This is a genomic window from Pseudogulbenkiania sp. AW2-16 (assembly GCF_056824575.1).
The window spans coordinates 2,766,308-2,792,467 of the sequence record NZ_CP157668.1 but is presented as its reverse complement, the minus strand read 5'-3'; the positions used below and the strand labels follow the sequence as shown (position 1 = coordinate 2,792,467).

The window sequence follows — 26,160 nt, the reverse complement described above, 5'->3', positions numbered from 1 at the left end:
GGCCCGGCTCGCATTGAACGCCGGCTACAGGTCGAGCGGCGAGACGATGCTGAACTTCTTCATGTGGCGGTACACCGTGGCGCGGCAGATGCCCAGTTCGGTCGCTGCCGCGGTGACGTTCCACTTGTTGCGCCTGAGCGCCGCCAGCAGCAGCCCGGCTTCGTCCAGAGCCGCCGGGAGGCTCTCTTCCCTTTCCGCCTTCGGCGGGGTCAAGGTCTCCTCCAGCGGCGGCCGCCCCTCCATCAGTTCGTGCGGCAGGTCGCCGAGTTCGACGCTGCCGCCGTCCGACAGCGCCAGCGCAAAGCGCAGCACATTGCGCAGCTGCCGCACGTTGCCGGGCCACGGGTAGTCCATCAGGCAGGCCAGCGCCGCTTCGGCGAGGACGGGAGATTGCCCGCTCTGGGCCGCTTCCTCGGCGAAGAGGCGTTCGATCAGGTAGCGCTTGTCCTGGCGTTCGCGCAGCGGCGGCAGGAACAGCGTGGCGCCGCACAGCCGGTAATAGAGATCCTCACGGAATTGCCCGCCGGCGATCAGCTTGCGCAGGTCGCGGTGTGAGGCGGCGATCACGGTCAGCTCCACCCGCACCGGCTTGTCGGCCCCCAGCGGCAGCACTTCGCGCTCGGACAGCACGCGCAACAGCCGGGTCTGCAGGTGCAGCGGCATGTCGCCGATTTCGTCGAGGAACAGCGTGCCACGGTCGGACTGCTGGATCAGGCCCTTCATGCCCTTGCTGCGCGCCCCGGTAAAGGTGCCGGGGGCGTAGCCGAACAGCTCGCTTTCGATCAGCGAATCGGGAATGGCGGCACAGTTGACGGCGATGAACGGGCGCGCCGCGCGCTCGCTCGATTCGTGCAGGGCTTTGGCGAACACTTCCTTGCCAGTGCCGGTCTCGCCGTGGATCAGGATATTGACGCCCTTGTTCACCAGGCGCTTGGACTGATCCAGGATGCGCTGCATCTGGCGATCGTCGCCGGCCAGCCGGTCGAGCGCGGGACAGGCGGGCAACGGCACGCTCTCGCGCGGAGTTGCAGAGACGGCCGGCCGCGGGGCAATGCGCGGCGGAATGACCGAGGCGTGGAAGAGGTCGTGGTCGAACGTGGCCAGGAGGGCCGCGTCGCCCATGGCGGGCGTGCGGGCGAGTTGGATGATGTCGTCCATGCTGCAACGGAAGATATCGGTCAGGAGATGGCCGATCAGACCGCCGCCGGCATCGTCCAGCCGCGTCCGGCCCAGCCGCTGACGGGCACCGGAGTTGGCCCCCACCACGACGCCGTCGGCGTCGAAGGCCAACATCAGTTCGCCGCACACGTCGACCAGCGCCGCCGCCGTGCCCAGGCGCAGGATCCAGCGATTGGCGAAGTGGCGCAGGAAGTTGGCGTCCTCGATCAGTTGCGCATAGAGCAGGGTCAGGTGCAAGGCGAGGTGCTGGCTCTCGCGCGCCTGCGGCGAGGCGAGCATGGAGACGTCGAGCACGCCCATGAATTCGCCGTCGGGCTGGAACAGCGGCGCGGAGTTGCAGCTCAGGGTGATGTGGGTGGCGTCGAAGTGATCCTCGCGGTGGCAGGTCAGCGGCGCCTGCTCGACGATGCAGGTACCGACGGCGCAGGTGCCGGCGTGTTCTTCGTTCCAGTCCGCACCGAGGTAGAGCCCGGCTTTTTTGAGGTCCGTTTCCAGCGCGTCGTTGCCGATGTAGTCAATGGTGACGCCCTGGGCATCGGTCAGCAGCAGCACGTAGCCCAGCGACGAGACGCGCTTGTAGAGCTGTTCCATGCCAGCACGGGCGACGTGCAGGAAGTCCTCGGCCTGCTCGCGATGGTCGCGCAGTTCATGCGCGGTCAAGATGCGCGCATGGCGGCGGGCAGCCGGGTCGAGGCCGTAGTCGTGCACGCAGCGCGACCAGGAGCGCTTGATCAGGTCGTACGCCGACGAATCCTGGCTCAGTCCGCTGTCGTGCGTGGCGACCGCCAGCACGCGCTCGATGTGCTGGCGCTCGGAAAGGTTCGCCATCTGTTCTCCTCCATGGGTACCCCATCATCGTGTGCGCTACGCGCCTGGGCTGTGCCGCCCCGGGGTTCTTTATGTTTGCCGCAACCGCTCGCATCGTGCGCCGGCCACGCATTGCAGTATAGCCACCCTCGCCCCTCCCCGAGCAGTCCCTCGGAATGTCGCCCCGGCTCAGTATCGTGACACCAGAAAAAAAGGGCGCCCCAGCAGGCGCCCGAACACCACGACAAAGGGGAGGATGTCCTACGTGGTGGGAGTGATCAGAGCTCCTTTCTCTGCATCGCGCCCGCGATGTACTCGGCACTGGCGGATTGCCAGCGCGACGATGGTGAGCGTCGGGTTGGCCGCCGAGCTGGAGGTGAACTGGCTGCCGTCGGAGATGAACAGGTTCTTGATGTCGTGCGCCTGCCCCCATTTATTGACCACGCCGTCGCGCGCCTTGGCGCTCATGCGGTTGGTGCCCATGTTGTGGCTGGCCGGGTACGGCGGCATGTCGATGACGCGGGTGGCGCCGACCGCCTCGGACACCTTGCGGAACTGAGCGAGACCATGCCGGCGGATGGCGGCATCGTTGGCGTGGTCGGTCTTGCTGACGATGGGCACCGGCAGGCCGTACTGGTCTTTCTCGGTGGGGTGCAGGGTGACACCGTTCTGCTCCTGCGCGAAGTCTTCGCCGCACACCCAGACGCAGCTCATGTGGTCGTACATCTCCAGCGCCGAGGTGACGTCGCGCCCCCAGCCGCCGGGCTTCATGAAGGCGGCGGTGTACGGCAGGCCGAGTGACAGCCCTTCGAGGTGATAGCCGCCGAAGAAGCCACGCTCCGGGTTGGGGTCGGCCTCGTCCGAGATCACCGCCGCCAGCGCGGTGCCGCGGTACATGTGCACCGGTTTCCGGTGGATGGCCACGGCGGCGGCGGTGGTGTGGGTGAGGTAGTTTCGGCCAACCTGGCCCGATGAATTGGCGAGCCCGTCCGGGAACAGCGACGAGGCCGAGTTGAGCAAGAGGCGCGGCGATTCGATCGAGTTGCCGGCCACGCATACCACGCGCGCCGCCTGGCGCTGCGTGCGTCCCTGCTGGTCGACGTAGACCACGCCCGTGACCTTGCCGCTCTTGTCGTGCTCGATCTTCAGCACCATGCTCTGCGGGCGCAGCTCGACGCGGCCGGTGTCGAGCGCCTTGGGGATTTCGGTGTAGAGCGTCGACCACTTGGCGGTCATCTTGCAGCCCTGCATGCAGAAGCCGAGCTGCTGGCAGCCGGGGCGGCCGTCATACGCCTGCGAGTTGATCGCCATCGGCCGCACGATCTGCTTGTAGCCGACCTTGCGCGCCCCGGCGGCGATCACCTTGTAATGGTTGTTCTCGGGTAACAGCGGCAGGCCGCTGGCTGCCGTGCCGGCCACGCCCATCTTCTTCTCGGCGCGGAAATAGTAGGGTTCAAGGTCGTCGTAGCCGATCGGCCAGTCGAGCAGGTTGGCGCCGTCGACGTGGCCGTAGGTCGACTTGTTGCGAAAGTCGTGCGGCAAAAAGCGCAGCGCCAGGCCAGCCCAGTGGATGGTGGAGCCGCCCACGCCCTTGACGATCCAGGCGGGCAGATTGGGGTAGGTCTTGGTGTGATGCCAGCCACCCGCCGAGATGCGCTTGTCCAGCCAGGAAATCTTGTTGAACATCGCCCACTCGTCGTTCTCGAAATCGTCGGGCTGGTAGTGCTTGCCTGCCTCCAGTACCACGCACTTGACGCCCTTTTGCGCCAGTTCGTTGGCCAGCGTGCCGCCGCCGGCACCGGAGCCGACAATCACCACCACTTCGTCATCATCCAAACGGAATTGCGTTGCCATTGCTTGTGTCTCCTCAGCGTGCCGGTCGCCCGTGAACGCCGGCTTGTGCTCATTGGCCGCTTACAGCCAGTCGATGTCGTCGAAACCGCGATGCAGGTAGCCGCCCTTCTCCCAGGACGAGCCTTCATAGCCGAACTGCGGCCACAGCGCCTTGTTGTTGTAGAGCCCGGTCACCAGGTTGCCGCGCACCTTCTGGAAGAAGGGGCCGGATTCGATGGCCTTGAGCAGCGCCACACGATCTTCTTCCTTGGCGACCGCGGTGTAGGGGCGCCCATAACGCTGGCGTGCGGAGGCATCAAGCGCGCTCACGCCGTCGGCCAGCAAGCTGGCGGTCGCCGCATTTTTGCCGGCCTCGGCATCCAGCGGCGCGATGGCTTGGCGGTAGTACGGGTCGGCCAGTTTGTCGTGGGGGAAGATATCCCGCGCCATTTTTTCCAGGGTTTTGGCCGTGGCCGGGCTGAGCGTCTTGAACGGCTTGGCCGCCATGGCATTCGGGCTGACCAGCAGCGCCGACAGCGGCACCAGGGTGACGCCGAGCGCGGCCAGCCCGCTGCCCTTGAGGAAGCTGCGCCGGCTCAAGCCGGTTTCGTCAATCGATGTTGTCATCTTTGTCTCTCCCAATCTCCAAATCAGGCTGAATCAGCCTGTCGTGACGGCACCATCCGTTTTAGGAGTGCCCTCCTCGCTTCAACCGCGCTTGGTGGGCGCCGGGCAATAGGGACGGGGAATAACCCTGGCCTTATCGCAATTAACCTGAAGCCCTGTTCAATCAGCAAAATCGATGCCAGTTTTTACATTCGCCTTAGCAACGCCGAAAACGTGATGAATTTCAATTGATTGCACGGCGAAACCCCATCATTTGGGGGTACAGGAAGCTTGAAGCGAGGTTGACATGGCAAAGCACGTCGAATAGGAAGCGACACCTGTTGCTTATTCGGTAGCTCGATGCGACAGGTGTAACAGGTGAAATGACTCAGGAGACAAACTGAATCAATTGGCCGACCCACGCTCTATGCCGGTTTTGAATGGATTAACCGGTTCGAGAGAGTGCCAATTTTTGGCTGCTCGAATCTGGCATATGGATTGCATAAAGCCTCTTCGGCCAACCTGCCTTAATGCAGTGGCCGTTCAAACCAAATCGAGGAGACAACCATGAATCATCCTGAATCGATGCCTACCATGCGTGCAGCGGTGTGGCACGGTAAAAACGATATTCGCGTCAGCGATGTTCCCCTTCCGCTCCCCCCGGCCCTGGTCACGTCCAGATCCGGGTCGAATGGTGCGGCATATGTGGTTCGGATCTGCACGAATACCTGGCTGGACCGATTTTCATCCCGGTCGACACGCCGCATCCGCTGACCGGACATAAGGGCCAGTGCATTCTTGGCCATGAATTTTGTGGCGAGATTACCGAACTCGGCAGCGGGGTCAGCGGTTTCAGGACAGGGCAACGGGTGGCGGCCGACGCCTGCCAGCATTGCGGCCAATGCCATTATTGCCAGCACGGCCAGTACAATTTATGCGAAAGCCTGGCGTTTACGGGACTGATGACCAATGGCGCCTTCGCCCAATACGTGAACGTGCCGGCCAACCTGCTGTATCCCTTGCCGGAGCACTTCCCGCCGGAGGCCGGCGCGTTGATCGAGCCTTTGGCCGTGGGGGTGCATGCCGTCAAGCAGGCCGGCTCGCTGGTCGGCAAGACGGTGGTGGTGATCGGCGCCGGCACCATCGGCTTGTGTACCATCATGGCGGCCCGGGCGGCGGGCGCCAGCAAGATCATCACCCTGGAAATGGCCGATGCCCGCAAGCGCAAGGCGCTGGAAGTGGGCGCAACACAGGTGCTCGATACCTCGCAATGCGACGCCGTGGCTGTCATCAAGGAAATGACGGGCGGCTACGGCGCCGATATTTCTTTCGAATGCATCGGGCACAAGGCCACCGGGCCGCTTGCGGTCGAGGTGATCCGCAAGGGCGGCAAAGCGATACTGGTCGGCATTTTCGAAGAGCCGAGCCAGTTCAATTTCTTCGATCTGGTCGCCACCGAGAAACAGGTCATTGGCTCCCTCGCCTACGCCGGCGAATTCGCCCATGTCATCGACCTGATCAGCGATGGCCGCTTCGATGTCACCCCGCTGATTACCGGCAGGATTCATCTCGAGGATATTGTCGAAAAAGGCTTCAAGGAACTGGTCGCCAATAAGGACAGGAACGTGAAGATTATCGTCAGCCCGCAACCGAAGTAGGCCTGTTCGTCAGAATGATGCTCGTCCACGGCCACCTCGGTGCGTGGACGAGCCCATCGCCCTCATCTTTCAGAGCAACCCGCGGTTTATTTGCCGCCTTTTTCACCCTCTTTGTTTTCTTCCCCCATACCCTTCTTAAACCCCCGTACGGCCCCACCCAAATCCTCACCGACATTGCGCAATTTTTTGGTTCCGAATAGCAACACGATGACCAGCAAGGCAACGACCCAATGCATGATGCTGAACGACCCCATGGCCTGCTCCTTTTTCCGCCTGCAGTAAAAAAAAGGCGCCCCGACGAGCGCCCAATACTCCACCATCACCCGATGCCTAAACGAGCGGTCATCTTTCCGGGAACCGGGGGTCCCACAGCAGGCGCGACTGGTCCCGCTCGTACCCCATACCGGCCGGAAAACTCACCAATTCCAGCTGCAACCCCCAAGGGGCGAGAAAATAGACCCAGGTCAGTCCGGCGGCGGGACCGTCGGTAAACGTGCTGGGCGTATCCAGTACCGTGACATGGCGTGACTTGAGATAGGCCACGGCCTGGTCCATATCATCGACATAAAAAGCCAGATGATGCCCACCGACATCGCTGTTGCGGGGCAGCCTGGTGTTTTGGTCCGGCGCGGCGTATTCGAAGATTTCCAGATTGGTGCCGTTGCCGCAGCGAACCATCTGGAAATCCCGGATTTCGGCACGGGGATGAACGTTGAGGTGCCGCGTCATCCAGTCGTCGTCGAATTTGAACGGGCCAAACGTGAAGTACGGCTCGCACCCGAGCACCTCGACGAAGAAATCCACCGCCTCTTGCAGGTTCGGCACCGTGATGCCGATATGCTGCAATCCGCGCATGCCGGGAAGGCCGGCTGTGGACGGTCTGGACTGTTTCAACTCCGGATCTTTCAACAAAGACATGCTGTCCCTCCTTATGATTTGGCAGGCGTCGGCGACGCCCGCTGTTGCTCGCACTACCCTTGCACTCACCTTTCAGGCCGGGCCGGGCAAGCCGGTCACCATGGCTCATCCGGACCGGACGGAGCCCCCAGGCTCGCCCACAGCCTCTGCTGCAAAGAGCACAGCAAAGCCAGCGGCGACAACGTCTCTCCGGCCTCGTCCACGCAGCAGGTGTTGCCGTCGGCCAGCCGCTGCGCCTCGCCTGACGGGCGCCCGAAGGCGCGGCACAGCAGGGTCCAGTCGGTCCGGCCAAACAGCAGGCCGGCCACGAACAGCACCCCCTTGGCACGACGCACCTGGGCGAGCCCCACCAGCTTGCGCCGCCCCACCACCACCTCGCCGGGCGAGAAGCCGCCGTAGCAGGCCCAGCCGATATCCGGGTCGGCCTCGCGCTGCAAGCGGCGCGCCGTCTCGGGGGTCAGCACCTCGCTGACGATGCCGACTTCTGCCAGCACGGCGCGGTAGGCCTCGCCCAGCCAGTGGTAGCTCAGCGCCGGTGGCTGCTGCGCGTAGCGGTGGCCGAGCGGCAGCAGGATCGAGGCGCTCAGCATCCACGGTCCGACCAGCACCGCACCGCCGCCGGCATCGCGCGCGGCGAGATCGAGCCCGGCACGCTCGCGCACCGTCTCCGCCGAGATGGCGCGGCGCTGCGAGCAGCCCAGCACCAGCGCCGGCTCGCGATAGCCCCAGAAGCGGATGGCCGGGGCCGTCACCGGCTCGGCCAGGTGGCGCCGGTTCCAGGCCTGCTCCTCCTCGGCCGAGACGATGTCCAGCGTCAGCGGCGCGTCCATGGCTAAAGCTCCTCGGCGCTTTCCAGGCGGCGCTTGAGGTCGCCCAGGAACAGCGCCGCCGGGTAACCGTCCACAGCACGGTGGTCGAACACCAGGCTCAGCCCCATCAGCGGCGCCGCCACGATGCCGCCGTGGCGCACCACCGGCTTGTCGATCACCCGGCTGACGCCGAGGATGGCGACCTGCGGCGGGTTGATCACCGGCGAGAAGCCGTCGATGTCGGTCATGCCGAGGTTGGTGACAGTGAAGGTGCCGCGCTGGAACACCCCGGCGCCGAGGCTGCCGTTGCGCGCGCCCTCGGCCAGCCAGCGTGACTCGGCGGCCAGTTCCAGCACCGACAGGTTGTCGGCCTGGCGGATCACCGGCGCCATCAGTCCGCCCGGCACGCTCACCGCCAGCGCGAGGTTGATGTCGTCGACCAGTTCCACCTCCTTGTCGCGCATCAGCGCGTTGAGGTGCGGGTGCTCGCGCAGGGTCAGCGCCAGCGCGCGCAGCACGAAGGCGGTGAGCGTGACCTTGAAGCCGGGATGCTCGGTCATCAGCCGGGCGCGTTTGAGCTGGCACGCGGTGACGTCGACCTCGGCCCACATCGCCACGCGCGGGGCCTGCCAGCCCTGGCTCATATTGCGGGCGATGGCGCCGCGCAGGCCGGTGAGCGGGATGCGCTTCACTGCCGGTGGTGCCGTTTCTACAGCGGTGGACATGGCCTAGTCCTCCAGCACGATCAGCACCGCGCCGCGCGGAAAGGTCTCCTGCGCCGCCACCTTGATCGCCGCCACGGTGGCGCCTACCGGTGCCATCAGCTCGTGGCTGGTCTTGACCAGCTCGACGGTGCCCAGCACCTGGCCGGCGGCGACGCGGTCGCCCACCGCCACCGTCCACTCATCCACCAGCGCCTCGGTGCCGTCTTCCACGTCGGCCCAGGCCGCGTCGTCCAGAATGATGTCGATCATGTTTGTTCCTTTCACAGTCCGATGGAGGTTGCCAGTTGTGCCTTGACCGCGGCGACGATGCCGTCGACCTGCGGGATGACGTGCTGTTCGAGCGGGCGGCTGAACGGGATCGGCACGGCGTCGACCGCGAGGCGGCGCACCGGGGCCTTCAGGCGAACGGTGTCAAGATGCTCGGCCACCAGCGCGGCGATCTCGCCGGAGAGGCCGAAGTGCAGGTAGTCCTCGTCGGCCACCAAAAGGCGCCCGGTCTTGGCGACCGAGGCGAGCACGGTCTCGGTGTCGAGCGGGACGATGGTCCTGAGGTCGATGATCTCGGCGCTGATGCCCTCTTCGGCCAACGTGTCGGCCGCCAGCACCGCCTTCTGCACCATCTGGCTCAGGGTGACGATGGTGACGTCCGAACCCTCGCGCACCACGCGCGCCTTGCCGAACGGGATGGCGTAGGCTTCCTCGGGGACTTCGTTGGTGCTGCCCTCGAAGTAGGACATCCACGACAGGCCCATGATGCCCTTGTGGTAGCAGAACACCACCGGGTTGTCGTCGCGGATCGCCTGAATCATCAGGCCCTTGGCGTCGTAGGCGTTGGACGGCACCACCACCTTCATCCCCGGCATGTGGGCGAAGCTGGCGTAGAGGCACTGCGAGTGCTGCGCTGCGTCGTTGTAACCGCCGCCGATGCCGGTCATCACCACCGCCGGCAGCTTGATATTGCCGCCCGCCATATAGGTGTTCTTGGCGAGATGGTTGTAGATCTGGTCGAAACAGACGCCGAAGAAGTCGACGAACATCAATTCGGCGATCGGGCGCAGGCCCTCGGCGGCGGCGCCGATCGCCGCGCCCATGAAGGCGGTCTCGGAAATCGGCGTGTCCATGATGCGTTCCTTGCCGAAACGCTCGTAAAGGCCGGTGGTGGCGCTGAAGATGCCGCCGTACTTGCCGACGTCCTCGCCCATCACGAACACGCGCTCGTCGCGCTCCATCTCCTGGCCGATGGCTTCGGAAATGGCCTGCGCCATGGTCAGCGTGCGGGTTTTCTGTTGCGTAGTCATGCTCTCTCTCCTCGCTATGCGCTAACTTAATCGACGAACACGTGCCGGTGGGCTTCCGCCACGTCCGGGTAGGGGCTGTGGCGGGCGAAGTCGAACGCCGCCTGCACCTTGGTCCTGATCGCCTCGCGCAACTCGGCGTCGCGCGCGTCGTCGAGCAAGCCCTGCTCGCGCAGCACGGCACCCAGCGCCGGGATCGGGTCGTGTTCGCGCAGCGCCTTCACCTCGCCCTTGGGACGGTAGGTTTCCGGGTCGCCCTGGAAGTGGCCGTAGTAGCGGTCGGTCTTGACCTCGATCAGCGTCGGCCCCTCGCCGCGGCGGGCGCGGTCGATGGCGACGCCGGCCGCCTCGAACACCGCCAGCGCGTCGTTCTTGTCCACCAGCACGCCCGGCATACCGTACCCAGCAGCGCGGTCGGCGTTGCTAGCGATGGCGGTGGAATCGCCCTTCCCCACCGAGATGCCGTACTTGTTGTCCTCGCACACGAACACCACCGGCAGCTTCCACAGCGCCGCCAGGTTCAAGGCCTCGTGGAAGGCACCCTGGTTGGCCGCGCCCTCGCCGAAGAAGGCGATCGCCACCCAGTCCTTGCCGAGCTTCTTCGCCGCCAACGCCGCGCCGCAGGCTTGCGGCGCACCGGCACCGACAATGCCGCTGCAGCTGAACTTGTGCGCAGGATCGAACAGGTGCATGTGCCCGCCCTTACCGCGCCCGAGCCCGGTGACCTTGCCGAACATCTCGGCGGTCATCTCGTTCAGCGGCACGCCCTTGGCGATGGCGAAGTGGTGCGGACGGTGCGCGCCGACCACGCTGTCCTCGTCGCGCAAGTGGGCGCAGACCCCCACCGCCACCGGCTCCTGCCCGGCTGCCAGGTGCATCTCGCCCGGCACCGGCCCGGCGCCGATATCGAAGGCCAGCCCCTTCTGGATCTTGGGCGGCAGCTTGCCCTCCAGATAGACCTTGGCCATGGTCTCTTCGTATTCGCGGATTTCCACCATCGTCCGGTACATCCAGAGCAGGCGGTCTGATGTCGTTTCCATGTCTCTCGTCCTCCTTTGCGAACGTGTTGCCGGAGCCTCTCGTCGACGCACTGCGCGACTGTCACGGACACCGAGCTCCTGATCCCTTAATGGCAAGAACGGTGCCAGCTCCAGCGCAACAGCCCGCCAGCGGCGCGAAAACCCATTTATTTTCTTAAATATCAGATAGTTGCATAGAAAAAACAGGGCGGACCGGCATCCAGAACGCACTGCCGGCGCCAACCCCGGAGGGGAAATCGGGAAAAAGGAGGGAAGGAAGGCTGCGACAGCTGTCGCATTGCTACGGCCGGATTGCGACAGGTGCCACAGACATGACAGGCGCGGTGGCCAGGACGGCATGGGGGGCCGGTGCAGCGGCGGCGTGCCCGCAGATTGAATTAATCAGTTTAAGGTTCTTTAATTAACTTCACTCTCGCACCGTACCGCGCACCGCTCACACCCGGTGCCGGCGCAGGAGCACGGCGTCGTCAGCCGGCGGGCAAGCACATGCCCCAGGCACGACATCGCACCTCAGACCTGGACCAAGAGCCTGTTCACGGTCTTCTTGCGGCGGGAACAAACCTTGAAGCGGCTTTGAAGGGTAACGATCATGACCACACCGCGTTCTTCCGCAGGCGCATCGCCCAAACCGGGTCGCCCGCCAGCCATGCCAGCGGACGACGCGCAGTCCGCCCCGCACGCGTCGGAAGCGCGGATGGACGGAACCGGCACCCTCGACCCGCTCGGCATCGCCACCCCGATCATGCAGGCGCAGCTCGGCTGGCTGCTGCACCCGCAGGAGCTGGCCGCGCGCCTGACCCGGCTGTCATCCGACCTGTGGCAGCTGCAGCGGCACAGCTGGCTGCGCCAGCTCGGCTTGGCCGACGCCGATCCGATCCCGGCCAAGGCCGACGACACCCGCTTCGCCGACCCGATCTGGTCCGACTCGCCGGCGTGGGATCTGGTCAAGGAGTGGTATCTGGCCTACACCCACCATACCCAGGACATGCTCTACGACACCCCCGGCCTCGCGGACAAGGAACGCCGGCGCGCGGCCTTCTGGTGGCGCAACTGGCTGAATGCGGCCGCCCCCACCAACTACCTGTGGAGCAACCCGGTGGCGCTGCGCAAGGCGTTGGAGAGCCATGGCGAGAGCCTGGCGCAGGGATTCCAGAACTTCCTCGCCGATGCCCGGGCCGGCAGCGTGCGCATGACCGACCCGGAGGATTTCGCGGTCGGCGTCAATCTCGCCACCACACCCGGTGCCGTGGTGTACCGCAACCGCCTGCTCGAGGTGATCCACTACGCCCCGCGCCAGCCGCAGGTACACGCCGAGCCGGTGGTGATCGTCACGCCGTGGATCAACAAGTTCTACGTGCTCGACCTCACCCCGAAAAACAGCATGATCCGCTTCCTGCTCGATCAGGGGTTGGACGTTTTCATCACCAGTTGGAAGAACCCGGACGCCTCGATGAGCGAGGTGCGCTTCGACGACTACCTCACCGAGGGCGTCGACACCATCATGCAGCTGGCCCGCCAGTTCAGCGGCGCCGCCAAGGTCCACGCCGTCGGCTACTGCATCGGCGGCACCGCGCTGGCGATGTACCTGGCCTGGGCCAACCGGCACTACGGCGCGGACGCCACGCCCGTGGCCGACGCCACCTTGCTCACCACGCTGGTCGACTTCCACAAACCGGGCGACATCGAGGTCTTCATCGACGACGCCAGCGTGCGCCACCTGTGCGCGCGGATGGAGCAGCAGGGCTTCCTCGACGGCAAGGACATGGCCGCGGCCTTCCGCCTGTTGCGCACCAACAGCCTGATCTGGCACTACGTGGTGCATGGCTGGCTGTACGGCGAAACGCTGCCCGCCTTCGACGTGCTGTACTGGAACATGGACACCACGCGCATGCCGAAGGCCATGCACGCCTGGTACCTGACCGAGCTCTACCTCAACAACCGGCTGATCGTGCCCAACGCGCTGACGGTGGCCGGCGAGATGCTTGACCTCGCCGCAATCGACCAGCCGCTGTACGTGGTGTCCGCCGAGGACGACCACATCACGCCGTGGGACCAGACCTTCAAGATCATCAACCACGGCATCGGCGAGAAGCGCTTCATCCTGTCGAGTTCCGGGCACATCGCCGGCATCGTCAACCCGCCGGTCACCCCGCCCAAACGCCGCTACTGGGCCGACATCGCGCACCGCTCCGACCGCCCCGAGCACTGGCAGCAGCGCGCCGAGGAGCACCCGGGCAGCTGGTGGGAAGACTGGATGGCGTGGCTCAAGCCGAAAGCCGGAGCACTGGTCGACGCCCCGCCGCTGGCGACGACGGACTTCCCCGCGCTGGACGCCGCCCCCGGCCGCTACGTGCTGGAACCCTGAAACGGCGCGGGGCCGAGGCCCTGCCCGCGGCGGCCTGACGGCGACACGGCGGGCGAACCTGCGGCCCCTCCCCGGAACCCTCGCCGCTACGCACGCTGCCCGACGCCGTGTTGCGACGCCGGCGGCAGGCACTCGCGAACTATCGGCTTACTGGGTCTCGGTCTTTTCCTTATAACCGGGCGAGGTTTTCAGCTTGAAGTCGAGCCAGCCCGAAGGCGGGTTGCGGGGAACGTGATAGTGGATGAATCCATAGCCCAACGCGGTATGGCAGGCATTGCAGCCCCTTTCGGCCTCGGCAAAGCGAGGATTGAACTGACTGAGGTCCTTCTTGTTGATGGCGGCCTGGAGCGGTACCAGATAATTCTCTTCAAGCGCTTTCAACATGGACGCCCGCCCGGGCCGCGTCGCCTCGCCCACCTCCTGGGCTTCCAGCAACTCCTTCAACTGATAATCGGCCATGCCCCAGTTACCGCCGTTGGCCGCCCAGTAGAGGTTGGCAAACCGCGTGCCGATTTCGTTCATGACGACCCCGAGGCCGGGTTGAATCTCGGCCAAGGCATTGATCCGCTGCTCCGGGGGGCCGTCAAAAATGCTCTTGCCGACCTTTTCTTCGGCCAACGTTGGCAAACAAACCAATAAGACCGCGCAACCGCCTAGCAACCAGTGTTTCATAGCCACCTCCCCAGAAAGAGTCCATTCGGACGGTGCCCACACCATTTTCGGCCCGGAATGCGGAGTGAGCGCTTCCAGCTTAGGTCGCCGCATTTGCTCCAGCCACATCAACCATCGCACTCCGGCCGGCAACGGTAGTTGCAATTGATCACGTCGCAGCCGTTGTGCCCGAAAAAACAAGGGATGGCGATCCATCCGCTCGACCGGGCCTCGGCCATGGAGAAGCGCTTGCGAGCGCCATGCACCGATTCTGCCTGCCGCCAAGCAGCGGGGCGCCGTATTCGCCGATTTCTCCACGAACGACGTCGAAACCTACAGGAAGATGCCCAAGGCAGTGATCACACAGTGCGGAGCAAGGGTACAACCGCCACAGGCGAAAGGCGGCTTGACGGGAAAGGACTGACGCTGCTCAAAACCAAAGAGGCCCCTGGCCTCTTTAACATGGGTGGAAAAATCCGTACGGGCTGTTCTTTTGCAAACAGCATGAAAACGTTCCGGTTCCTCGAATACCTCTCCATTGTGAATGATTGCCGCCTCATTCAAAAGCAAGGCTTTTCGACGCACCCAAAGAAGCTGCCCGGGATGTCAGCTCCCACTATGATGCATTATTTTTGACGGCCCCTCTATTTCTCATTTCGGTCGGAGTGATACCAAACTCCGACTTGAAAGAACGAGTAAAATGGGAAGACCCGATAAATCCACACTCGAATGCAATATAAGATATTTGATGCTTGGTGTTAAGCAGGAAGTGCCGGGCATGGTTCAACCTTAGCTTCAAGGAAAAAGACGCAGGCGTCATGCCCAACTCAACATGAAACAATCTTTCGAGCTGCCTAAGGCTGACATTGACCTTCCGAGAAACATCCTCAATTGACAGTGGGTTACTCAGATTGCGTTCGATCAAAAGCATGGCTTTCCGCACTACCAGGTTCGATACTTTTTCTGTCAAAACAGGCTGTGGCTGAGGAGTGGCTGCCGGCAGAGGCATTTCCTCAAGCATAATGCGAAGAGCCCGTGCCGCTTCGAATTTTCCACAGTGTTTCTCGATGAGATGCGCAGCGAGATGCGTTACCCCCGCCCCGCCGGCACACGTCATTCTCTTGCCATCTATGATGAATAGCTCATCCGAACTAACCGGCAGCTTTGGAAATTCGGCCTCGAAATGTTGATGGTGAAACCAACTAACACAGCAATTATGGCCTTGCATCAGCCCTGCGCGTGCCAATATGAAGCTTCCCGTGCAAATACCCACAAGCGGCAGATCCAATTCCGCTGCGCTTTTCAGATAGCTTAGCAATTGATTGGATATTTTTTTCCCGGAGTGCAATAAACCACCGACGACAACAATATAGTCAAATGACTTTGGATCTTCCAGCCCTGCGGTGGGGATCACCTCCAGGCCACAACTGGAGGCAATCGGTCGACTGTCATGGCTTAAAACTTTCCATTTGCAACGAATCTGCCGGCTAAAGTCGCCGTCATCTGCTGCCAGCCTCAGCGCATCAACGAAGTTTGAAAACGCACTCAGCGTAAACTGAGGCGCGAGTATGAAGGCAACCGACAATGGCTTTGCTACTTCATTTTGCTTGGACACTAAATGATTGTTACCCATAACGATACTATCCATTTTTGATAGCCCTCCCACGCAGCTTTAAATGATTGCCATTTGCTGGTGAAGTCTTTCCCTTCGATGACTCGGATGCCCATGCTCAATCGTGAGCATCTTTCTGTTTGTTACGTTCGATAATTGCAACGCTTGCCAAGGCCAGTCAAGTTCTCACTGGAAGTCCGGGGTGCCCCCCCCGAGAGGCTAGTTGTTGACGCTCCATGCCGCTGTAGTGGGCCGATTGCGGGTCTTCCCTGGCCGCAATCTCCCGTCAATACACGCTTTTCAGGTACCCCACATCCTCCTACTTCATTTACGCGAACACTCCGCACCTGTGATGCATTACCAAAAGTCAGTGAAAGGGTGCAGGAAATGTAACTGGATGCTGGGGGCAGACTTGATACGCTGTAGTCAAGCATTACACACAGATCACGAGTGATTCTGAAAGCGCCTCTCCTACGGTTGGTAGGATGCGGCTGCGGGCCACGAACACGAAGAGACCGCACAGGACACTCATTGCGTAAGCTTCAAGGAATCCGGCAAGTCGGTGCAGGTGGCGAGCGGGATGACCCTGCATGCGGCCGCAGCCAGTGCCGGTCTCACCATCCCCAAAGCCTGCGGCATGGGCATCTGCGGCACCTGCCGGGTGAGAGTGCTGGAGGGCGAGACGGAAATGAATCACAACGGCGGCATCACGGATGAAGAAATCGCCGAAGGCTATGTGCTCACTTGCTGTACCAAGGCGAAATCGGATGTGAGTCTGGAGTACTGATTCGGCGTAAGCCATCTAGGGGCGGGGTCGTATTCGGACGCGAACGCTTCGTAGACCGCCCCGCCCGGATCGAGGCCCGGCCTGCCTCCCTGCCGCCAGCCGTACACCACCTATACTGAAAAGTATGGTTGGAGGCAAAGATCATGACGACACCAAAGGTGGCGGGAAACGATGCGATCGGGGCCAGCTGCGTCACCCCGGCCGACTACGCCCGCCTGTGCCGCGCGCTGCGCACCCTGAGCGCGGGCAACCGGGCACTGGCGCGGGCCCCGGACGAGCAAACCTTGCTGCAGGACATGTGCAACGCCATCGTCGAGCAAGGCGGCTACCGCATGGCCTGGATCGGCTACATCGAGCACGACGAGCACCAGACCATCCGCCCGATGGCCCATGCCGGCGTCGAAGAAGGCTTCCTGCAACTGCTCGATCTGACCTGGTCCGAGCAGAGCACCACACCGTCCGGCCTCGCCATCCGTACCGGCCAGCCGCAGGTCGGGCATGACGTCCTGAACGACCCCGCCCTGGCCACACTGTTCGAGGAACAAAAACGGCGCGGCTACGCCGCGGCGAGCGCCTATCCGCTGGTGATCGACGGCGAAATCGGCGGCAACCTGAGCATTGTCGCCGGCGAATACAACGCTTTCGGCGAGGAAGAGTTGCGCGTGCTCAGCGAGTTGGCCGAAGACGTCGCCTACGGCATCAGCGCCCTACGCAGCCGGGTGCGCCACCAGGAAGCCGAAGCGGCCATGCACCGCATGGCGTATTACGACCAGCTCACCGGGCTGCCCAACCGTACCCTGTTTCTCGAACAGCTCGGGCGCATGATTGCTTCCTCGAGCCCCCCTACCGCCCGTTCACGGTGGGCATCCTCAGCGTCACCCAGTTCCGGGAAATCAACGACGTACTGGGCTACCAGCAGGCCAACGAACTCTTGCTGCAGGTGGCTGCCCGGCTACAGCCGCAGATCGACCAGGGGTATTTCCTCGGGCGCGTGAGCGATAACGAGTTCGCCATTCTGCAGCCCAACACCGACGCCGAGCGCGCCTCGCAAGAGGCGCTGCGACTGTTGCGCCAGTTCGACGAGCCGCTCACCGTGGCCGGCATCCAGGTCGATGCGCGGCTGCGCATCGGACTCTCGCTGTTTCCGGGGCACGGCCAGGAGCCGGACGCGCTGATGCGGCGTGCCACCATGGCGTCGCGCCAGGCCCTGCACTCGGCGGTGAACTACACCATCTTCAACGGCAGTCTCGACAAGGAATGCACCCGCCACGTCTCGCTGATCGCCGAACTGCACCATGCCATCGAGCATGACGAGCTTCGCCTCTACTGCCAGCCCAAGATCCAGTTCGACACCGGCAAGCTGTGCGGCGCCGAGGCGCTGGTGCGCTGGCAGCACCCCCAGCGCGGGCTGGTCGAGCCCGACCTCTTCATCAAGCTGGCGGAGCAGGCCGGCATGATCACCTCGCTCACGCATTGGATACTGGAAGCGGCCTTCCGGCATATCTACACGCTGGAACAGGCCGGGCGCCCCACCCCGCTGGCGGTCAACCTGTCGGCGCGCGACCTGCTCGACCCGCGCCTGGCCGAGCGCATCCGCGGCCTGTTCCTCACCTGGGGCATCGACCCCGCCCACCTGCAATTCGAACTGACCGAAAGCGCCCTGATGGACGACCCCGGCGGCGCGCTGGCGACGCTCAACCAGCTCAAGGCGCTCGGGGTGCAACTGGCGGTGGACGACTTCGGCACCGGCTATTCCAGCCTGAGCTACCTGCAGCGGCTGCCGGCCGACACCATCAAGATCGACCAGTCGTTCGTCGGCGCCATGATCGCCGACCAGGAGTCGGACACGATCGTACGCTCGACCATCGACCTGGGGCACAACCTGGGACTGCACGTGGTGGCCGAAGGCGTGGAAAACCGCGACATCTGGAACCGGCTGGCGACGCTGGGCTGCGACATCGCCCAGGGCTACTTCGTCAGCCGGCCGATCCCGGTGGAGCAGTTCGACAGCTCCTGGCACACCACGCTTGCAGCCTGACCCCGGCCCGCCCGCGCACCCCACTCGCCGCCCCAGCCCCGGATGGCATGCCATCCGGCACGCCACTGTCGACAGGCCGGTGATGGCAGCGCCTCGCCGCTGCGCCACATAACCATAATTAAATGTTATGGATAATTCGCCAATATCTCATTATCCATAACCTTGTTTCTTACATAGACTCTCCCTACCGACCTTGCTGCACATCAAGCATTTGCAACACCAGGCAGCAGGGTGAGGCAACACACAGTACCTAGCTCACCACAAAGATAGTGGCACCTACCAAGGAGACATGCATGAACCGCTCTAGCGATCAGTACGGCGAGTTCTACCAGCGCGACCGCAGCGTGCACCCGCCCGCTTACGCGCCCGACTACAAAACCAGCATTCTGCGTTCGCCCAAGAACGCCCTGATTTCGCTGCAGAACTCGCTGTCGGAGATCACCGGCCCGGTGTTCCGCCAGGACGAACTGGGTCCGCTCGACAACGACCTGATCCTGAACTACGCCAAGGACGGCCTGCCGATCGGCGAGCGCATCATCGTGCATGGCTTCGTGCGCGACGAGAACGGCCGCCCGGTGAAGAACTCCCTGGTGGAAGTGTGGCAAGCCAACGCCGGCGGCCGCTACCGCCACAAGAAGGACCAGTACCTGGCGCCGATCGACCCCAACTTCGGCGGCTGCGGCCGCGTGCTGACCGACGACAACGGCTACTACTTCTTCCGCACCATCAAGCCCGGTCCGTACCCGTGGCGCAACCGCGTCAACGACTGGCGTCCGGCGCACATCCACTTCTCGCTGTCGGGCGACGGCTTCGCCCAGCGCCTGATCACCCAGATGTATTTCGAGGGCGACCCGCTGATCGCCACCTGCCCGATCGTGCGCTCCATCAACGACGAAGAAGCCGTGCGCACCCTGATCGCCCCGCTCGACCGCCATGCTTTCGTGCAGCTCGACAGCATGGCGTACCGTTTCGATATCGTGCTGCGCGGCCGTCGTGCCACGTTGTTTGAAAACCGCATCCAGGGGGCGAAATGATGGTCAACCAGCTCAACTACCTGAAAGAAACCGCCTCCCAGACCGCCGGCCCGTACGTGCACATCGGCCTGGCGCCACACGCCGCCGGTTTCGACATCTTCGAGAACAACTTCTCCAACGTGCTGACGACCCCCGCCACCCGCGGCGAGCGCATCCGCATCGAAGGCCGCGTGATCGACGGTTCCGGCACGCCGCTGCGCGACGTGTTGCTGGAAATCTGGCAGGCCAACGCCGACGGCCGCTACAACCACCCGGCCGACACCCAGGACAAGCCGCTCGACGACAGCTTCCGCGGCTGGGGCCGCGCCTGCTCCGACTTCGAAAGCGGCCTCTACACCTTCGAGACCATCAAGCCGGGCGCCGTCGAGGGCCGCCACGGCCGCACCATGGCCCCGCACATCAACCTGTGGATCGTGGCGCGCGGCATCAACATCGGCCTGAATACCCGCCTCTACTTCTCGGATGAAGCCGAAGCCAACGCCAAGGACCCGGTGCTCAACCTGATCGAATGGGAAGTGCGCCGCAAGACGCTGATCGCCCAGCGCGAAGAGCGCGACGGTGAAGTGGTGTACCGCTTCGACGTGCGCATCCAGGGCGACAACGAAACGGTGTTCTTCGACGTCTGATCCTCCTCACTCGCGTTTCTCCCTCAAGTTATTCAGGGCCGCCCAGCGGCCCCTGCTTTTTTCCAAGGCCAGGTTGGCCGAAGGCGTCGCGCGGCCCCGCCCGAAACGCTGGACGCGACGAGCCCGCTCCCGGCTACGTCGCCTGGCCGGCTGACCTTTCCGCCCCATTCCGGCCCAGGTGGCGCACCTCGCCGCTCAGGCCGTCGACTTCGATCTCGTCGCCATCCTGCAGGGCATCGAGGATGCCGGGCAGGTTGACCACCGCCGGCAAGGCGAATTCGCGGGCGACGATAGCGCCGTGCGAGAGATAGCCGCCGGTTTCGACCACCAGCCCGCCCGCCCTCAGAAAGAGCGGCGTCCAGCCGGGATCGGTCGATGGCGCGACCAGAATCTCGCCGGCCTGCAGGCGCCCGCCGTCGGAGGGATGGCGCAAAATGCGTACCCTGCCCTGCACCCGCCCCGTGCCGGTGGCGACACCACGCCAGCGATGGCTGCCGTTGCCGGCGCCGGATGGCGAAGCCTTGGCTGGCAGCGTCGTCCCGGCCGCTTCGACCAACAGGAACTCCGGCGCCTCTTCCGCCTGCCACTGGCGGAACAGCGCTTGCCGCGCCGCAATGCGCGCCTGCAGGCCGGCGGCGGGGGTCTTCCCGCTCATGGCGGCGCGCTCGGCTTCGGAAGGCAGCAGCCAGAAGACATCCTCCGCCGCCCGCAGCCAGCCCTGCGACTGCATCCAGGCGGCGGCGCCCAACCAGGCGTGCCGCACCGCGTCGAGATTGGCGATCAAGGCGCTGCGCGCCGCCTCGCGCTGGTTGGATTCGCGATTGGCGGCCTTGACCAGGCCCTTGATGAACAGCGTTTTCCACAACGGCACATGTTGGCGCAGGCGTTGCCAGGCCGCGTCGGCGGCAGCCTGCTGGCGCGCCACTATCGCTTTCTCGTCGACCTGCGCCAGCGCCGGGAGTTGTTCGAGAATCGTCTCAGGCTGTTCGCGCCAGCGCGGCGAGCCGATATAGGTCTCGTAATGGCCCCGATGACCGTACTCGTCGAGAAAGGCGGCGAAAGCGCGGGCAAACTCGGGGTGGTCCTGCGGGCTGTGGCCACAGCGGGCCGCCAGGCGCGCCAGCGCCAGCAAGGCGTAGCCCTGCTGCGCCGTGACACTGGCGTCACCTCCCGCCAGCAGGGCGGCGCCGAGCGCCGCTCCTTCGCCAGGGAAGGTTTTTTCCAGTGTCTCGACCAAGAGGGACAGACTGCCGCCCCCCGACCCTTGCAGGAACAGCAGATCGACTTCCTCCCGCGCCGGCCGGCACAGCTGGTACAGCCGTTCACGCCAGCCCGCGGCATCGCAAGGTGACGTCTGCCCCAGCGCCTGGCGGGCGCTTGCCCGTACCCGGGCGATGGCCGCGTCGCCGCTCCGGCGCTTGGCCGGCGCCCCCAGGGCATAGCGCAGGATGCGCCCCAGGCGCCGCAGCCGTGTGCCGAACGCGGGGGGATTCACCGAGATTGTGGGCTGATGGCCGCCCAGCAGCGTATTGAAATGCTCGGGGGTCAACCCGATGGCGTCCCAGGCTTCCCACTGCATGATGGCCGCTTCGAGGTAGAGCCGGCCGTGAAACAGCCCGGCACGCTGGACTCCGGGCAACAGCGGGTAGCCGGCGAGCTTCCAGCCCTGCTCCAGCAGGTGGTTGACGCCGCGCCGGGAGAAGTTCCAGTCCATCGGCTGCAGCGGCTCGGGCATGATTTCGCGGGTATTGCCGCGCGTCCAGATCGACGGCTGGCCTTGCAGTGCGGCATAGGTACGACGCGGCCGCCGTGTCACCGGCCGTGCCTGGGTCAGCCAGCAGCGTGTGCCGTCCCAGACCCATTCAAGATCGTAGAAAGGCGCGACGAAATCGAGCGCAACGGCGGCGTCTCCCAACAAGGCGGCCAGCGCTTCGGCTTGCGCGGTATCGAAGACGGAAGCCGAGGCCTTGCCCGCGGGGACCGCTACGCGCACCGTGCCCCCGCCCGCAGCGCTCACGCTCATCGTCGCCTTGCTGCCTTGGCGGCGCTCGATCAGGCGCCAGATGTCGCTCGTATCCTCGGCGAAAACGTACTCGTCGCCCGCCGCCTCGCCACCCACCAGCGACTCGCCCAGCCCCCAGTTGGCATGCACGATCAGGCGATCCTCGCGGCCGCTGACGGGGTCGCAGGTGAACGCGATGCCGGATGCCTCGGCGGCGAGCAGCGGCATCACGATCACCGCCATCGTTGCCGGCTGCCGTTGGCCGATACACTGGCGATAGGCGCTTGCCGTCTCGCTGTCGAGCGAGCCCCAGACCTCGGCGATGGCCGCCAGCAACGCAGGCAGGCCGCGCACATTGAGGCATGAGCGATAGATACCGGCGAACGAGGCCAGCGCCGAATCCTCGCCCACCGCCGACGAGCGCACGGCGAGCGGGCGGTCGAGCCAGCCTCGTTCGGCCAACGTTGAGGCCAGCTGCGACGCCAGTTCCTCCGGAAACGCGCCGTGCCGGGCCTCGCTCCAGCTCGCCGGAATCGCGACGAAATCCGGTACCGGCAGGCCGAAATGGCGCAACTGCGCGAGTTGCCAGGCCTTGCCGCCGACGGCGGTGGCGCCCAGCGCGAGGCTCTCTGCTTCATTGATGATGGCCGCCGTCATGCCCGCACCTCCAGGCCGCCGAAGAAGACATCGAGCATGCTCTCGAACTCGCCGGGCAGCGAGGGCGCCGCCTCGGTCAGCCAGCGCAGCAGTGCAGCGAGATAGAGGAATTCGAGGTACACCGCCAGCACCGAGGCGCTGACGTCCTGGCGGAAACAGCCGGCCGCCTGGCCGTCGGCGATCAGGGCCGCGAAGATGCGCTCCAGACCGCTGCGCTGGCGCTCATCGTTCGGATGGCGCGGCTCGGCCAGACGGTATTGCACGTAGGGCAGCAGGTAGCGGCGGTGTGGTTCCGACCACTCGGCGCTCAGCGCGAAGAACCGGCGCAGGCGGGCCGCGCCGGGCGCTTCAGCCTGGATCACCGGCGCCAGGCCGGCCTCGGCCTTCGCGCAATTCACGGTGGAAGCGATGGCGAAGCAGCGCCTCCTTGACCGGGAAGTGCTTGTACAAGGTGCCCTTGGCGACATCGGCGGCCTCGGCGATGCGCTCCATGGTCACCGCTTCGTAGCCTTCTGCCTCGAACAAGGCCCAGGCGGTGTCGGCGAGATGGTCGAGTTGTTGCTGGCGCTTGCGTTCGCGCCGGCCGGTTTGCGCCGCCGACGGTTCGTCTGGCGTCGGGACGACGGAGTTGGACAGGTTGCCGGGCATGGTGACACCCTCAAGATAATATAGACGACATCTATTTTTATACGACGTTCAGTTTTTATCAAGTCCACGCAGCCATGCCACCCACTACCCTCGAAAACCGGCATCGGAATTCATGAAAATTGCCATGGCACGGCTTCTTTCATAACATCGGGCTATGGAAAAGGATCGTTTCACCAGCCGCATCCGGCTGCGCCACCTGCATTGCTTCGTCGCCGTGGCCCAGGAGCAGAACCTGGGACGTGCCGCGGCACGCCTGATGTTGAGCCAGCCGGCGGTCTCGAAGACCCTGGCCGAGCTGGAGGAGATCGCCGGCGCGCGGCTGTTCGAACGCGGGCGCCTGGGTGCCACGCTGACGCAAGACGGCGAGGCGTTTCTGGTGCATGCGGTCGCGGTGCTCGACACCCTGGGCGCGGCGGGGCGCGCCGTGAGCAAGCATGACGCCCCGTCGCCGACCCTGCTGCGAGTCGGCGCCCTGCCGACCGTGGCGATCGACCTGCTGCCGCTGGCGCTGGGCAAGTTTCGCGCCCAACGCCCGCACACCTCGGTACAGGTGCAGACCGCCGCCAACGCCCCGCTGCTGGCCAGCCTCAAGGCGGGCGAATACGATCTGGCGATCGGCCGCATGGCCGATCCGGAAATGATGGTGGGTTTGAGCTTCGAACTGCTCTACGTCGAGCCGATGATCATGGTGACCCGGCCCGGCCACCCGCTGCAGTCCGACCATCCGCCGTCGCTGGAGACGGTGCTCGATTACCCGCTGATCGTCTCGCCCAAGGGCACTATTCCGCGCCACAACACCGAGAGCTTTTTGCAATCGCGCGGCCTACGCCTGCCCGAGAGCCTGGTGGAAACCTTGTCGGTGTCACTGGCGCGGCTGCTGGCGCTGCGCTTCGATTACGTGTGGTTCATTTCGGCGGGGGCGGTGCGTGACGATCTGGAGCGGGGCCTGCTCGCGCGCCTGCCCCTGGCCACCGGCGGCACCGAGGAACCGGTGGGGCTGCTGACGCGCAGCGAGGGCCGGCTGTCGATGCCGGCCCAGGAATTGATCGCCACCATCCGCGATTCGGCGGCGCGGCAACGCGAGCGCCTGAAGGGCCAGGAATAAGCCCCCGCCGGATGCCTCAACGGCTCCCGACGGGGGCTTCGTCAGTATCGAGACGACAGGCTGCCGGCGGCGCTCGCCTACTTCGCCACGGTCACCGGGACGTCGGCCAGCCGGATCACTTCCGACGTCACCGAGCCCAGCAGCAGATGGCCGATCCCGCTGTGGCCGTGCGAGCCCATGACGATGGTGTCGATGCCGCGTTCGCGCGCGAACTGGGTGATGGTTTGCGCGCTATGCCCCACCGCGACGTGCACCGTGCAAGGGACGCCGGCCTGTTCCAGCCGCTCGCGCCCGGCCTTGAGCGCCGCCTGGCCTTGTTCGCGGTAATACTCCTGCAGATCCTCGTGGCTGATGAACATGCGCACGTGGCCGGATTCGAGCGGTATCTGCACGTTGAGCAGATGGACGTCCAGATCGCCCGCGGCGGCATGCAGCCGAAGGAGGTAGTCGATGGCGCGCAGCGACGGCTCGGAGCCGTCCAGTGCCACCAGAATTCGCATCGTCATGACAGATTCCCCCGATTAGTCTTTGCCGCTGCGCGGTGTCTCGCCGCTCAGCGCAATCTCGTTAAGCGGTGCGGCGGCAGCGCGTTTTGCCAGCTGCGTGCCGACAGCCACCACCAGCACCGCACCCACCGAGCCCGAGAGGTAGTGCAACCAGTGCGGTGCGTCCGCCAGGTACGGCTTGACCATCACGTCGCCCAGCACCATGTCGCCGGCGATCCAGCCCAACAGCGCCGCGCCCAGCGTGATCACCACCGGGAAGCGGTCCATCAGCTTGAGCACGAACTGGCTGCCCCAGACGATGATGGGAATGCTGATGGCGATACCGAACGCCACCAGTCCCAGCTCGCCCTTGGCGGCGCCGGCCACGGCGATGACATTGTCCAGGCTCATCACGGCGTCGGCCACGATGATGGTCTTGATGGCGCCCAAGAGATGGGTGCTGCCTTGGACGTTGGCGTGGCCGTCGTCGTCTTCCGGCTGCAGCAGCTTGACGCCGATCCACAGCAACAGCAGCGCGCCCCCCACCTTCAGCAAGGGCAGCGCCAAGAGCTGCAGCGCGAAGAAGATCAGCACGATGCGCAGGGCGACGGCGCCGGCCACGCCCCACAGGATGCCTTTGCGGCGCTGCGCTTCGGGTAGTTTGCGGCAGGCCAGCGCGATCACCACGGCGTTGTCGCCGCCCAGCAGGATGTCGATGGCGACGATTTGCGCCACCGAGAGCCAGAAGCTGGCCTCGAACAAGAATTCCGGCATGACGTCTCCTCTGACGGTGTTTGGAGCGGAAAGACAATGAAGCCGGGCACAAGGCCCGGCTTCTCCCATGACGCGATGATACCGGAGCGGTTAGCCCTGTGCCTTCATCTCGGCGAACACCGCTTCGGCCAGATGGAAGGCGGCGTTGGCGGCGGGCAGGCCGCAATAGATGCCGGACTGCATCAGGACTTCCTTCAGCTCGTCGCGCGTCACGCCGTTATTAAACGCGGCCTTCAGGTGCATGCGCAACTCGTCTTCGCGGTTGAGCGCGATCAGCATGGCGATGGTGATCAGGCTGCGGCTGTGGCGCGGCAGGCCGGGGCGGGTCCAGATGTCGCCCCAGGCGTAGCGCGTGATGAACTCCTGGAATTCGGTGTTGAAGTCGTTGCGCTTGGCCAGGGTGCGGTCGACGTGGGCGTCGCCCAGCACGGCGCGGCGCACCGTCATCCCGTTTTCGTAGCGGTCTTTTTCGTCCATGTTGCTGTCTTCCTTGTTCTGGGCGCTGC

Annotated in this window: 27 protein-coding genes; 9 read left to right on the top strand and 18 right to left on the bottom strand. The window is 64.6% G+C overall.

Going from position 1 to position 26,160, the window contains the following annotated elements:
* Positions 1–24: 24 nt before the first annotated feature.
* The 3 genes from ABKF58_RS13690 to ABKF58_RS13680 all read right to left on the bottom strand — a co-directional run bounded on the left by ABKF58_RS13690 (position 25) and on the right by ABKF58_RS13680 (position 4,446).
* Positions 25–2,007 (bottom strand): sigma-54-dependent Fis family transcriptional regulator, encoded by a 1,983-nt coding sequence (locus tag ABKF58_RS13690; RefSeq protein ID WP_482581278.1) that lies wholly within the window; start codon positions 2,005–2,007, stop codon positions 25–27.
* A gap of 240 nt (positions 2,008–2,247) precedes the next feature.
* Complete coding sequence (locus tag ABKF58_RS13685; RefSeq protein ID WP_482581277.1) at positions 2,248–3,840, bottom strand: GMC family oxidoreductase; 1,593 nt, start codon at positions 3,838–3,840, stop codon at positions 2,248–2,250.
* Positions 3,841–3,900: 60 nt separating this feature from the next.
* Positions 3,901–4,446, bottom strand: coding sequence for a gluconate 2-dehydrogenase subunit 3 family protein (locus ABKF58_RS13680; RefSeq protein ID WP_014087518.1), 546 nt, complete (start codon positions 4,444–4,446; stop codon positions 3,901–3,903).
* A 659-nt stretch (positions 4,447–5,105) separates the two neighbouring features.
* Here ABKF58_RS13680 and ABKF58_RS13675 point away from each other — a divergent pair.
* Positions 5,106–6,083, top strand: a complete 978-nt coding sequence (locus tag ABKF58_RS13675) for a 2,3-butanediol dehydrogenase (protein ID WP_482584384.1) — start codon at positions 5,106–5,108, stop codon at positions 6,081–6,083.
* Positions 6,084–6,169: 86 nt separating this feature from the next.
* On the opposite strand, the gene tatA is transcribed toward ABKF58_RS13675, so the two are convergent.
* The 7 genes from tatA to ABKF58_RS13640 all read right to left on the bottom strand — a co-directional run bounded on the left by tatA (position 6,170) and on the right by ABKF58_RS13640 (position 10,870).
* Positions 6,170–6,337, bottom strand: coding sequence for a Sec-independent protein translocase subunit TatA (tatA, locus tag ABKF58_RS13670; RefSeq protein WP_008952927.1), 168 nt, complete (start codon positions 6,335–6,337; stop codon positions 6,170–6,172).
* An 88-nt stretch (positions 6,338–6,425) separates the two neighbouring features.
* The gene (locus ABKF58_RS13665) at positions 6,426–7,001 is read right to left on the bottom strand and encodes a VOC family protein (protein ID WP_482581274.1); all 576 of its coding nucleotides are present in this window, start codon (positions 6,999–7,001) and stop codon (positions 6,426–6,428) included.
* Positions 7,002–7,096: 95 nt separating this feature from the next.
* On the bottom strand, positions 7,097–7,831 hold the full coding sequence (locus tag ABKF58_RS13660) for a lipoate--protein ligase family protein (protein ID WP_482581272.1): 735 nt from the start codon (positions 7,829–7,831) through the stop codon (positions 7,097–7,099).
* A gap of 2 nt (positions 7,832–7,833) precedes the next feature.
* Complete coding sequence (locus ABKF58_RS13655) at positions 7,834–8,535, bottom strand: dihydrolipoamide acetyltransferase family protein (protein ID WP_482581270.1); 702 nt, start codon at positions 8,533–8,535, stop codon at positions 7,834–7,836.
* A 3-nt stretch (positions 8,536–8,538) separates the two neighbouring features.
* Positions 8,539–8,784: a lipoyl domain-containing protein gene (locus ABKF58_RS13650; RefSeq protein WP_482581268.1), complete on the bottom strand. Its 246-nt coding sequence runs from the start codon at positions 8,782–8,784 to the stop codon at positions 8,539–8,541.
* A gap of 11 nt (positions 8,785–8,795) precedes the next feature.
* Positions 8,796–9,833 (bottom strand): alpha-ketoacid dehydrogenase subunit beta, encoded by a 1,038-nt coding sequence (locus ABKF58_RS13645; protein WP_482581266.1) that lies wholly within the window; start codon positions 9,831–9,833, stop codon positions 8,796–8,798.
* Between the two features lie 26 nt (positions 9,834–9,859).
* The gene (locus tag ABKF58_RS13640) at positions 9,860–10,870 is read right to left on the bottom strand and encodes a thiamine pyrophosphate-dependent dehydrogenase E1 component subunit alpha (RefSeq protein WP_482581264.1); all 1,011 of its coding nucleotides are present in this window, start codon (positions 10,868–10,870) and stop codon (positions 9,860–9,862) included.
* Between the two features lie 694 nt (positions 10,871–11,564).
* On the opposite strand from ABKF58_RS13640, the gene ABKF58_RS13635 reads away from it, so the two are divergent.
* Positions 11,565–13,235 carry a PHA/PHB synthase family protein gene (locus ABKF58_RS13635; RefSeq protein ID WP_482581262.1) on the top strand — a complete coding sequence of 557 codons (1,671 nt, stop codon included), beginning with the start codon at positions 11,565–11,567 and terminating at the stop codon, positions 13,233–13,235.
* Positions 13,236–13,382: 147 nt separating this feature from the next.
* Here ABKF58_RS13635 and ABKF58_RS13630 read toward each other — a convergent pair whose 3' ends face one another.
* Positions 13,383–13,907 (bottom strand): hypothetical protein, encoded by a 525-nt coding sequence (locus tag ABKF58_RS13630; protein WP_482581260.1) that lies wholly within the window; start codon positions 13,905–13,907, stop codon positions 13,383–13,385.
* Between the two features lie 138 nt (positions 13,908–14,045).
* Between ABKF58_RS13630 and ABKF58_RS13625 the strand changes: the two genes are divergently transcribed.
* Positions 14,046–14,522, top strand: a complete 477-nt coding sequence (locus tag ABKF58_RS13625) for a hypothetical protein (protein ID WP_482581258.1) — start codon at positions 14,046–14,048, stop codon at positions 14,520–14,522.
* On the opposite strand, the gene ABKF58_RS13620 is transcribed toward ABKF58_RS13625, so the two are convergent.
* Entirely contained in the window at positions 14,503–15,534 is a 1,032-nt protein-coding gene (locus tag ABKF58_RS13620) for a GlxA family transcriptional regulator (protein ID WP_482581256.1), read from the bottom strand. The genes ABKF58_RS13625 and ABKF58_RS13620 overlap by 20 nt on opposite strands.
* A 544-nt stretch (positions 15,535–16,078) precedes the next feature.
* Here ABKF58_RS13620 and ABKF58_RS13615 point away from each other — a divergent pair.
* From ABKF58_RS13615 to pcaG, 5 genes are all read left to right on the top strand, one after another.
* Positions 16,079–16,285: a 2Fe-2S iron-sulfur cluster-binding protein gene (locus tag ABKF58_RS13615; RefSeq protein WP_482581254.1), complete on the top strand. Its 207-nt coding sequence runs from the start codon at positions 16,079–16,081 to the stop codon at positions 16,283–16,285.
* Positions 16,286–16,428: 143 nt separating this feature from the next.
* On the top strand, positions 16,429–17,280 hold the full coding sequence (locus ABKF58_RS13610) for a GAF domain-containing protein (RefSeq protein ID WP_482581253.1): 852 nt from the start codon (positions 16,429–16,431) through the stop codon (positions 17,278–17,280).
* A complete protein-coding gene (locus ABKF58_RS13605) occupies positions 17,178–18,323 on the top strand; it encodes a putative bifunctional diguanylate cyclase/phosphodiesterase (RefSeq protein ID WP_482584383.1) in 1,146 nt (381 codons plus the stop codon). The genes ABKF58_RS13610 and ABKF58_RS13605 overlap by 103 nt, the downstream gene beginning before the upstream one ends.
* Positions 18,324–18,616: 293 nt before the next feature.
* Positions 18,617–19,357 (top strand): protocatechuate 3,4-dioxygenase subunit beta, encoded by a 741-nt coding sequence (gene pcaH, locus ABKF58_RS13600; RefSeq protein ID WP_482581251.1) that lies wholly within the window; start codon positions 18,617–18,619, stop codon positions 19,355–19,357.
* Positions 19,354–19,983 (top strand): protocatechuate 3,4-dioxygenase subunit alpha, encoded by a 630-nt coding sequence (gene pcaG / locus ABKF58_RS13595; protein ID WP_482581250.1) that lies wholly within the window; start codon positions 19,354–19,356, stop codon positions 19,981–19,983. The genes pcaH and pcaG overlap by 4 nt, the downstream gene beginning before the upstream one ends.
* A gap of 133 nt (positions 19,984–20,116) precedes the next feature.
* On the opposite strand, the gene ABKF58_RS13590 is transcribed toward pcaG, so the two are convergent.
* The 3 genes from ABKF58_RS13590 to ABKF58_RS13580 are packed head-to-tail and all read right to left on the bottom strand — an operon-like array spanning position 20,117 to position 23,290.
* Positions 20,117–22,642 (bottom strand): PEP/pyruvate-binding domain-containing protein, encoded by a 2,526-nt coding sequence (locus ABKF58_RS13590; protein ID WP_482581248.1) that lies wholly within the window; start codon positions 22,640–22,642, stop codon positions 20,117–20,119.
* Complete coding sequence (locus ABKF58_RS13585) at positions 22,639–23,040, bottom strand: hypothetical protein (protein ID WP_482581246.1); 402 nt, start codon at positions 23,038–23,040, stop codon at positions 22,639–22,641. Before ABKF58_RS13585 ends, ABKF58_RS13590 begins: the two co-directional genes overlap by 4 nt.
* Positions 22,991–23,290: a helix-turn-helix domain-containing protein gene (locus ABKF58_RS13580; RefSeq protein ID WP_482581244.1), complete on the bottom strand. Its 300-nt coding sequence runs from the start codon at positions 23,288–23,290 to the stop codon at positions 22,991–22,993. The genes ABKF58_RS13585 and ABKF58_RS13580 overlap by 50 nt, the downstream gene beginning before the upstream one ends.
* 154 nt (positions 23,291–23,444) lie before the next feature.
* Between ABKF58_RS13580 and ABKF58_RS13575 the strand changes: the two genes are divergently transcribed.
* The gene (locus tag ABKF58_RS13575; protein WP_482581242.1) at positions 23,445–24,395 is read left to right on the top strand and encodes a LysR substrate-binding domain-containing protein; all 951 of its coding nucleotides are present in this window, start codon (positions 23,445–23,447) and stop codon (positions 24,393–24,395) included.
* A 77-nt stretch (positions 24,396–24,472) separates the two neighbouring features.
* Here ABKF58_RS13575 and ABKF58_RS13570 read toward each other — a convergent pair whose 3' ends face one another.
* The 3 genes from ABKF58_RS13570 to pcaC form a co-directional block, all read right to left on the bottom strand.
* Positions 24,473–24,901, bottom strand: coding sequence for a universal stress protein (locus tag ABKF58_RS13570; protein WP_482581240.1), 429 nt, complete (start codon positions 24,899–24,901; stop codon positions 24,473–24,475).
* A 15-nt stretch (positions 24,902–24,916) separates the two neighbouring features.
* Complete coding sequence (locus ABKF58_RS13565) at positions 24,917–25,654, bottom strand: TerC family protein (RefSeq protein ID WP_008952946.1); 738 nt, start codon at positions 25,652–25,654, stop codon at positions 24,917–24,919.
* Between the two features lie 90 nt (positions 25,655–25,744).
* Entirely contained in the window at positions 25,745–26,131 is a 387-nt protein-coding gene (gene pcaC, locus ABKF58_RS13560) for a 4-carboxymuconolactone decarboxylase (RefSeq protein ID WP_482581238.1), read from the bottom strand.
* Positions 26,132–26,160 lie beyond the last annotated feature (29 nt).